Origin of the sequence: Mesorhizobium sp. M7D.F.Ca.US.004.03.1.1 (genome assembly GCF_003998635.1) — a bacterium.
GTDB classification, from domain to species: domain Bacteria; phylum Pseudomonadota; class Alphaproteobacteria; order Rhizobiales; family Rhizobiaceae; genus Mesorhizobium; species Mesorhizobium loti.
The window spans coordinates 1-7,710 of the sequence record NZ_RZQG01000216.1 but is presented as its reverse complement, the minus strand read 5'-3'; the positions used below and the strand labels follow the sequence as shown (position 1 = coordinate 7,710).

At 63.5% G+C, this 7,710-nt stretch carries 7 protein-coding genes; 1 reads left to right on the top strand and 6 read right to left on the bottom strand.

The window, feature by feature from the left end; translation table 11 throughout:
• The coding region (gene cueR / locus EN935_RS14595; RefSeq protein ID WP_127373401.1) for a Cu(I)-responsive transcriptional regulator at window positions 1-404 on the bottom strand (404 nt) is incomplete at its 3' end.
• A gap of 227 nt (window positions 405-631) precedes the next feature.
• On the opposite strand from cueR, the gene EN935_RS14590 reads away from it, so the two are divergent.
• Window positions 632-1,249: a L,D-transpeptidase gene (locus tag EN935_RS14590; protein WP_109666035.1), complete on the top strand. Its 618-nt coding sequence runs from the start codon at window positions 632-634 to the stop codon at window positions 1,247-1,249.
• Between the two features lie 170 nt (window positions 1,250-1,419).
• Here EN935_RS14590 and EN935_RS14585 read toward each other — a convergent pair whose 3' ends face one another.
• The 5 genes from EN935_RS14585 to EN935_RS14565 all read right to left on the bottom strand — a co-directional run.
• Window positions 1,420-1,989 carry a NifU family protein gene (locus EN935_RS14585; protein WP_015314175.1) on the bottom strand — a complete coding sequence of 190 codons (570 nt, stop codon included), beginning with the start codon at window positions 1,987-1,989 and terminating at the stop codon, window positions 1,420-1,422.
• A 144-nt stretch (window positions 1,990-2,133) separates the two neighbouring features.
• On the bottom strand, window positions 2,134-2,625 hold the full coding sequence (locus EN935_RS14580) for a universal stress protein (RefSeq protein ID WP_056590042.1): 492 nt from the start codon (window positions 2,623-2,625) through the stop codon (window positions 2,134-2,136).
• Window positions 2,626-2,729: 104 nt separating this feature from the next.
• A complete protein-coding gene (trpS, locus tag EN935_RS14575) occupies window positions 2,730-3,797 on the bottom strand; it encodes a tryptophan--tRNA ligase (RefSeq protein ID WP_109666728.1) in 1,068 nt (355 codons plus the stop codon).
• 117 nt (window positions 3,798-3,914) lie between these two features.
• On the bottom strand, window positions 3,915-5,522 hold the full coding sequence (gene murJ, locus EN935_RS14570) for a murein biosynthesis integral membrane protein MurJ (protein WP_127373400.1): 1,608 nt from the start codon (window positions 5,520-5,522) through the stop codon (window positions 3,915-3,917).
• Window positions 5,523-5,568: 46 nt separating this feature from the next.
• Window positions 5,569-7,710: [protein-PII] uridylyltransferase (locus EN935_RS14565; protein WP_127373399.1), on the bottom strand; the 2,142-nt coding region annotated here is incomplete at its 5' end.

Sequence of the window (7,710 nt, the reverse complement as noted above, 5' to 3'; positions counted from 1 at the left end):
GCCTTGTCGTCGAGCATGGCGGCGCCCGCCATGTCATCAAGGATCGGACAATCCGGCCTTTCGTCGCCGTGGCAGGCATGGATCAGTTTCTGCAGGGTCGAGCGCATCGACTGCAGCTCGCGCACCTTCTCCTCGATCGCCGTGACATGGGCGGCGGCGATCTCGCGCACGTCGTGGCTGGCGCGGCTGCGGTCCTGGTAGAGCGCCATCAGCTGGCGACAATCGTCGATGGAAAAGCCGAGATTGCGGGCGCGACGCAGAAAGGCCAGCCGGTGGATGTCGTCTCCGGAATAGTCGCGGTAGCCGTTGGCGGCGCGCGCCGGGGCGATCAGGCCGATCTCCTCATAGTAGCGGATGGTCTTGGCCGGCAGGCCGGAGCGGTGGGCGGCGTCACCGACGTTCATGACGATTCTCCTCGATTCTCAGGAGCCCGTGGACTTGGCCCCTTGAATTTCCTTCACAATCCTGTGAGGGCTGTTGCCGAAATGCCATAGTGATATGCTTACCAGCACGTCAACTCCGGCATATAGGCATCGCGCGCTTGGCAAGCAAAGCAAATGCCAGCATGAATGATGGTGAGAAAGCGGCCGACTCGTGCCGCCGAAGTTGGGGCGGGGCACCGGATCACCTGATGCGCATGAAGTCGTTTGCAATTGTCGCCGCACTGGCGCTTTCCACTGCTATCGCCGGTTGCAGCACCATCGGCTCGCAGATATTCTCCAACGACTACGGCGCGGTCACCGACGCCGGTTACCAGTTGCCACGCATCCCGATCGAGAAAGTGCCGATGAAGTACCATCGGCAGGAAGTGAACTACGACAGCCCGGAAAAGCCGGGCACCATCATCGTCGATACGCAGAACAAGTTCCTCTACTTCATCGAGGGTGATGGAAGGGCAATTCGCTACGGCATCGGCGTTGGCCGCGAGGGTTTCGAGTGGCACGGCACCGCCCATATCGCGCTGAAGCGCGAGTGGCCAACCTGGACGCCGCCGAGGCAGATGATCCAGCGCCAGCCCGAACTGGAAAAGTTTGCTGGCGGCATGGAGCCGGGCCTGAAGAACCCGCTTGGTGCGCGCGCCATGTACCTGTTCAACAAGGGCGGTGATTCGGGCTATCGCCTGCACGGCAGCCCGGAATGGAATTCGATCGGCAAGGCAATGTCGTCAGGCTGCATTCGCCTGATGAATCAGGATATTATCGACCTCTATGACCGCGCCTCGGTCGGCGCCAAGGTCATTGTTCTTTAGGTCATGATGCCGAGAAACCAGTACCGGTTCTCGTGAAAATCATGATCAGATAGAGGCAGCTTTCGTACGCGGACCGTCTAGGCAACAACGGACGTCCCAAACAGAAAACCGGGCAATTCGGCCCGGTTTTTTGTTGTTTGCGATGGAAGTGTCTGCCGGCAGGAGAGCGGTCAGGAGACCTGCTCGACCTGCTGCACTTCCGGCACGAAGTGGCGCAGTAGGTTCTGGATGCCGTGCTTCAGCGTCGCCGTCGATGACGGGCAGCCGGCGCAGGCGCCTTTCATGTGCAGGAATACCGTGCCGTTCTCGAAGCCGCGGAAGGTGATGTCGCCACCATCCTGGGCGACCGCCGGGCGCACCCGCGTGTCGAGCAGTTCCTTGATGGTGATGACCAACTCCTCGTCGGCCTTGTCATAGAACTCACCGGTCTGGCTGGTCTCGGCGGCTGGGCCGGCCTTGGCCATGACAGGCGCGCCGGACATGAAATGCTCCATGATGGCACCAAGGATAGCCGGCTTCAGATGCTGCCAGTCGGGGCCGTCCTTGGACACGGTGATGAAGTCATAGCCAAAGAAAACACCGGTGACGCCGGGAATCTCGAACAGCCGGCCAGCCAGCGGCGAGGCAATAGCGGCGCTGTCGGCATCGCGGAAATCGGCGGTGCCTTCCAGAAGCACTTCCTTGCCAGGCAGGAATTTCAGCGTCGCCGGGTTCGGCGTCGATTCGGTCTGGATGAACATGGCCATCTCCGTGCCCGTTGCGGGCAGCTAGTTTGGAATAATTCTAAATAGGCTCAATTGGCTGGACATTCAAGCGAAACGCATCGCCGGAAGGGCTGGCTGGCGGAATGTTTTTGCGCGCCCCGGGACGCGCTCGAAGCAGCCTCATGCGAGGCTGTCGATCTCCTCGTCCGACAGATTCTGCGGCACCACGGTCACCGGGATCGGGAAGGCCGCACCCTTGCCGGCCACAGCGCCGACCAGCGGCCCCGGGCCTTCCTTGCCCGCACCGGCGGCCAGCACCAGGATGGCGATGTCCTGGTCTTCTTCGATCAGCTTGTGGATCTCTTCCGTCGGCTTGCCTTCGCGCACCACCATCTCAGGCTCGATGCCAAGCTTCTGGCGCACCTTGTTGGCATAAGTGTCGAGTGCTGCGCGCGCCGTGGCGGTCGCCTCCTCGCGCATGATCTTCTCGACGCCCAGCCAGTGCTGGAAATCATCCGGCTCGATCACATAGAGCAGCACCAGCGTGCCGCTGGTGCTCTGCGCCCGCTTCGAGGCATAGGCGACGGCGCGCTCACACTCCGGCGTGTCGTCGATGATCGCCAGGAACTTGCGGCGATGGCCGGCTTCGCGGCTGAGGCGTTTGGAGACCATGTCTATCTACTCGATGCTTTATCGGCCGCAATCTGCCACTGCGGCGGACCGGCGGCAAGCCGCCGGCCTTGGGCCAATATTGTGCAGTGCGCTGACTGTGGGAATTAGGCCTGCAGCAGCCCGATGATGTCGCGCACCGTCTTCATCGTCGCTTCGGCCAGCACGCCGGCACGCTCGCCGCCGTCCTTGAGCACCGCGTCGACATAGGCACGGTCGTCGGAAATGCGGCGCATCTCGCTGGCGATCGGCGCCAGCTTTTCCACCGCAAGGTCGGCCAGTGCCGGCTTGAACACCGAAAACTGCTGGCCGGCGAACTCTTTCAGCACGTCCGCCTTCGACATCTCGGCGAGACCCGCATAGATGCCGACAAGGTTTTCCGCCTCCGGCCGGCTAGCCAGACCGTCCAGCTCGCTCGGCAGCGCTTCCGGGTCGGTCTTGGCCTTGCGGATCTTCTTCGAGATGGCATCGGCGTCGTCGGTCAGGTTGATGCGCGACAGATCCGACGGGTCCGACTTCGACATCTTCTTGGAACCGTCGCGCAACGACATGATGCGCGCCGCCGGCCCGCCGATGACCGGTTCGGTCAGCGGGAAATAGCCGTTCACGGTCTCCTCGCCGACCTGCATCTCGACGCCGACGCCAAGGGCGGCGATGCGGTCGGAGAAGTCATTGTTGAACTTCTGCGCGATGTCGCGGGTCAGCTCCAGGTGCTGCTTCTGGTCCTCACCCACCGGGACGTGGGTGGCACGGTAGAGCAGAATGTCCGCAGCCATCAGGGAGGGATAGGCTAGCAGGCCGAGCGATGCGTTCTCGCGGTCCTTGCCGGCCTTGTCCTTGAACTGCGTCATACGGTTCATCCAGCCGATGCGCGCCACGCAATTGAAGATCCAGGCGAGCTCCGCATGCTGCATGACCCGCGACTGGTTGAAGACGATATGCTTCTTCGGGTCGATGCCCGAAGCCAGGAACGCCGCGGTGATCGACCGCGTCTGGTCGGCGAGGTCTTCATAGACGAGTTGGGCTGTCAGCGAATGCAGGTCGACGACGCAATAGATGCAGTCGGATGTGTCCTGCAGGGCGACGAATTTCTTGATGGCGCCGAGATAGTTGCCGAGATGCAGATTGCCGGTCGGCTGGACCCCGGAAAAGACGAGTGGCTTGAAGGCGGTCATGATTGTCCTCATGGCTTGTGGAGGGCCGTTTCGCGCGCGGCGAAAGTCTTTCGACGGCGCGCTTATGGACGAAGACGGCGCCGCGATCAAGACGGCGCTGCAGGTGGATCTGGCGCTCTACTCGTCCAGTTCGGTCTCTGCGACCGGTGGCGCCGACTTGCCCGATCCGCGTTTGACATTGCGCCGGATCATGCCGAAATCGGCGCCGCCGGTGGCAAACGCGGTTATGAAGTAGAGCAGCGCTCCGCCGGCAACCAGCGACAGCAGCGTCGTCGCCTTGACGACCAGCGGCGAGCCCAGGCCGAGCCTGACGGCGAACCAGTGTTCGGCAAAATAGAGGGCCGTTCCCATCACCACCGCCGACAGCACCAGACGTGGAATGCGTTTCATCAGCGGCACGTCGCGGCCCCAATGGCCGCGCCGGATCAGGACGCCGAGCAGCATCAGCGCGTTGACCCAGCCGGCGACTGCGGAGGCCACCGCAATGCCGGGCGCCCCCATCCTTGGAAACAGCGTCAGCGCCGTGGTGACGTTCACCGCCACCGAGATGGCGGCAAACATCATCGGCGTGCGTGTGTCCTCGCGGGCGAAGTAACCCGGCGTGAAGGCCTTGATCAGCACGAAGGCCGGCAGGCCGAGGCCGAAGATCGCCAGGATCGCCGCCACTGTCGGCGTCGAGCCGTTGGCGGCAAACGCGCCGCGCTCATAGACCAGCCGCACGATCGGCTCCGACATCACCCAGAGCGCGGCGGCTGCCGGCAGCGTCAGGAACAGCGTGAATTCGACCGAGCGGTTCTGCAGATTGGCCGCTTCGATCAGATTGCCCGACTTCAGCGCCCGCGACAGTTCGGGCAACAGCACGATCGCCACCGCCACGCCGACCACGCCGAGCGGCAACTGGTAGATGCGGTCGGCATAGGCGAGCGAGGACACCGCGCTGTTCTGCGCAGAGGCGATTGCCGTGCCGATCAGCTGGTTGATCTGGGTGATGCCGCCGGTGAGTGCCGCCGGCAGCGCCAGGATCAACAGCCGCTTGACAGCGGGCGTCATTTTCGGCCGGCGGAAGCCGATCGAGATGCCGGCATGGCGCACCGCCACCCAGACGATCGCCAGTTGCACCAGCCCGGCGGCAAGCACGCCCCAGGACAGCCCATAGCCGACGGTGAGTGCGTCGGAGCCCTTGTACCAAGCATAACCGAGCACGCCGATCAGGATGATGTTGAGGAAGACCGGTGCCACCGCGGCGGCGAAATAGCGGCGCAGCGAATTCAGCATGCCCGCCATCATGGCGCCCAGCGACATGCAGATCAGGTAGGGGAACATGATCGTCGCCAGCGTCACCGTGGTGTCGAACTTCCCCGGCGTGCCGGCAAAACCCGGCGCCACCAAATAGCGCACGATCAGCGGCATCGACAGTTCCATGACGATGGTCAGCGCCAGCAGCGCCGTGAACAGCACGCCGAACACTTCCTCGGAGAAGCGCTTGGCGCCATCGGTGCCGTGGGTCTCGATCTCCTTGGCGAACAGCGGCACGAAGGCGGCGTTGAAGGCGCCCTCGGCAAACAGCCGGCGAAAGGTGTTGGGAAACTGGAAGGCGGCGTTGAAGGCGTCGGCGACCGGTCCGGTGCCGAGTGCGGCCGCCATCAGCATCTCGCGGCCGAAACCGAGCGCGCGGCTCATCAGCGTGCCGGAAGCGACCGTTGCGAATTTCTTGACGAGGCTCATGCGTTTGGAGACTGCCTACAGGATAAGGACAAAGTGATGGTGGCGGTCACTCGGCGGCCGCCGCCCTGGCTTTGCCGCCGCGTTCGGGCACGATGCCTTCGAGCGTCGCCATCAGCCGGTTGCGAATGGTCGCGATGCGGGCCGGGCTGTCGATCTTCTGGCCGGTTAGATCGGTGACATAGAAGGTGTCGATGACCTTTTCGCCGAAGGTGGTAATGTGGGCCGATGCGATGTCGAGCGACAGGTCGGAAAGCGTTCCGGTGATCTCCGACAGCAGCCCCGGCCGGTCCAGGCCTTCGACCTCGACGACCGAAAAACGGTTGGACAGCGTGTTGCGGATTTCGGCGCGTGGCGGGATCTTGAACACCTTGGCGCCACGCCGCGGCTTGGTGCGCTTCTCGATCATCTCCGGCAGCCAGCTCTTGCCCGACAGCACGTCCTCGATCAACCGGCCGACACGCTCGGCGCGCCGGCGCTCGTCCTCGTCACGGTCGAATTCCCGCGAGATCAGGATGGTGTCGAGTGCGCGGCCGTCCGATGTCGTGAAGATCTGCGCGTCGACGATGTTGCCGCCGGCTCCGGCGCAAGCCCCGGCGATGACCGACAGCAGGCGGGGATGGTCCTGCGCCAGCACGGTGATTTCGGTCACCGCCTCGAACTGGTGGGTCTTGACCATGGTGGCGAGCTTGTTGCCCGCCACATCCGCCTCGCGGATGAACTCGGCATGGCGCAGCTGGTCGGCGAGATCGACGTTCAAAAGGTAATTCTCGTAGTGCTGGCCGACATAGCGCTTGCGGGCCTTGTCCGGCCAGTCGCCGAGCGCCTCGGCCAGACGCTCGCGCGCCGCCGCCGTGCGCTGGGCGCGCGACACTTCTGAAAAACCGCCGGTCAAAAGCAATTCGGTCTCGTAGTAGAGCGTGCGCAGCAACTGGCCCTTCCAGCCGTTCCAGACACCGGGTCCAACGCCCCTGATATCGCAGACGGTGAGGATCAAAAGCAGCTTCAGCCGCTCGACCGACTGCACGATCGCGGCGAAATCCTCGATGGTCTTGCGGTCGTTGAGGTCGCGGGTCTGCGCCGTCATCGACATCACAAGGTGGTTCTCGACCAGCCAGGCCACGGTTTCGGTGTCGGCCGGCGACAGCCCCATATGCGGGCAGATGCGACGTGCGATCCTGGCGCCGGCCTCGGAATGATCCTCCGGCCTGCCCTTGGCGATGTCATGCAGAAGCACGGCGACATAGAGCGCCTCGCGGCTCTTCTTCAGTCCCGGCATCAGCGTGTGCGAGAGGGGATGGATCTTTTCGCCGTCGCCGCGCTCGATCTCGGCCAGCACGCCGATGCAGCGGATCAGGTGCTCGTCCACCGTGTAGTGGTGGTACATCGAGAACTGCATCATGGCGACGATCTTGCCGAAATCGGGGATCAGCCTGCCGAGCAGCCCGGCCTCGTTCATGCGCCGCAGATTGAGTTCGGCATTGCGGTCTGACGTCAGGATGTCGAGGAACAGCCGGTTGGCCTCCTCGTCGCGCCGCAGCGACTTGTTGACTAGGCTAAGCGAGCGGGTCAGCAGCTTCAGCGCGTCGGGATGGAATTCCAGGCCGTGCTTGTCGGCGAACCAGAACAATCTCAAAAGATTGACCGGATCGCGCTCGAACACCTGGTCGTCGGCGATGTTGATGCGGTGGTTGTCGACAATGAAGTCGGAGGTGCCGGCCAGCTTGCGCTTGCGCCTGGAGAAAGTCAGGAAGATGCGGTTGAAGCCCGGCACGTGCTTGGCCTGCTCTTCCTCGAGCGCGGCACAGAAGATGCGGGTCAGGTCCCCGACATCCTTGGCAACCAGGAAGTAGTGCTTCATGAAGCGCTCGACCGCCGACAGGCCGGGGTGCGTGGTGTAGCCCAGCCGTTCGGCGATCTCGCGCTGGATGTCGAAATGCAGCCGTTCCTCGGCCTTGCCGGTGAGGAAATGCATGTGGCAGCGTACCGCCCACAGGAAATCCTCGGCCTTCTGGAACTCCCGGTATTCGCCCTCGGTGAAGACGCCCTTGTCGACCAGCTCCTCGCCGGTGCGCACCCGGTAGAAATATTTGCCGATCCAGAACAGCGTCTGCAGATCGCGCAGGCCGCCCTTGCCGTCCTTGACGTTGGGCTCGACGAGATAGCGGCTTTCGCCCGCCTTGGCATGGCG

Coding starts and splice junctions, on each gene's coding strand:
- EN935_RS14590 (WP_109666035.1), top strand. CDS start 632: ATGCGCATGAAGTCGTTTGCAATTGTCGCCGCACTGGCGCTTTCCACT.
- EN935_RS14585 (WP_015314175.1), bottom strand. CDS start 1,989: ATGTTCATCCAGACCGAATCGACGCCGAACCCGGCGACGCTGAAATTC.
- EN935_RS14580 (WP_056590042.1), bottom strand. CDS start 2,625: ATGGTCTCCAAACGCCTCAGCCGCGAAGCCGGCCATCGCCGCAAGTTC.
- trpS (WP_109666728.1), bottom strand. CDS start 3,797: ATGACCGCCTTCAAGCCACTCGTCTTTTCCGGGGTCCAGCCGACCGGC.
- murJ (WP_127373400.1), bottom strand. CDS start 5,522: ATGAGCCTCGTCAAGAAATTCGCAACGGTCGCTTCCGGCACGCTGATG.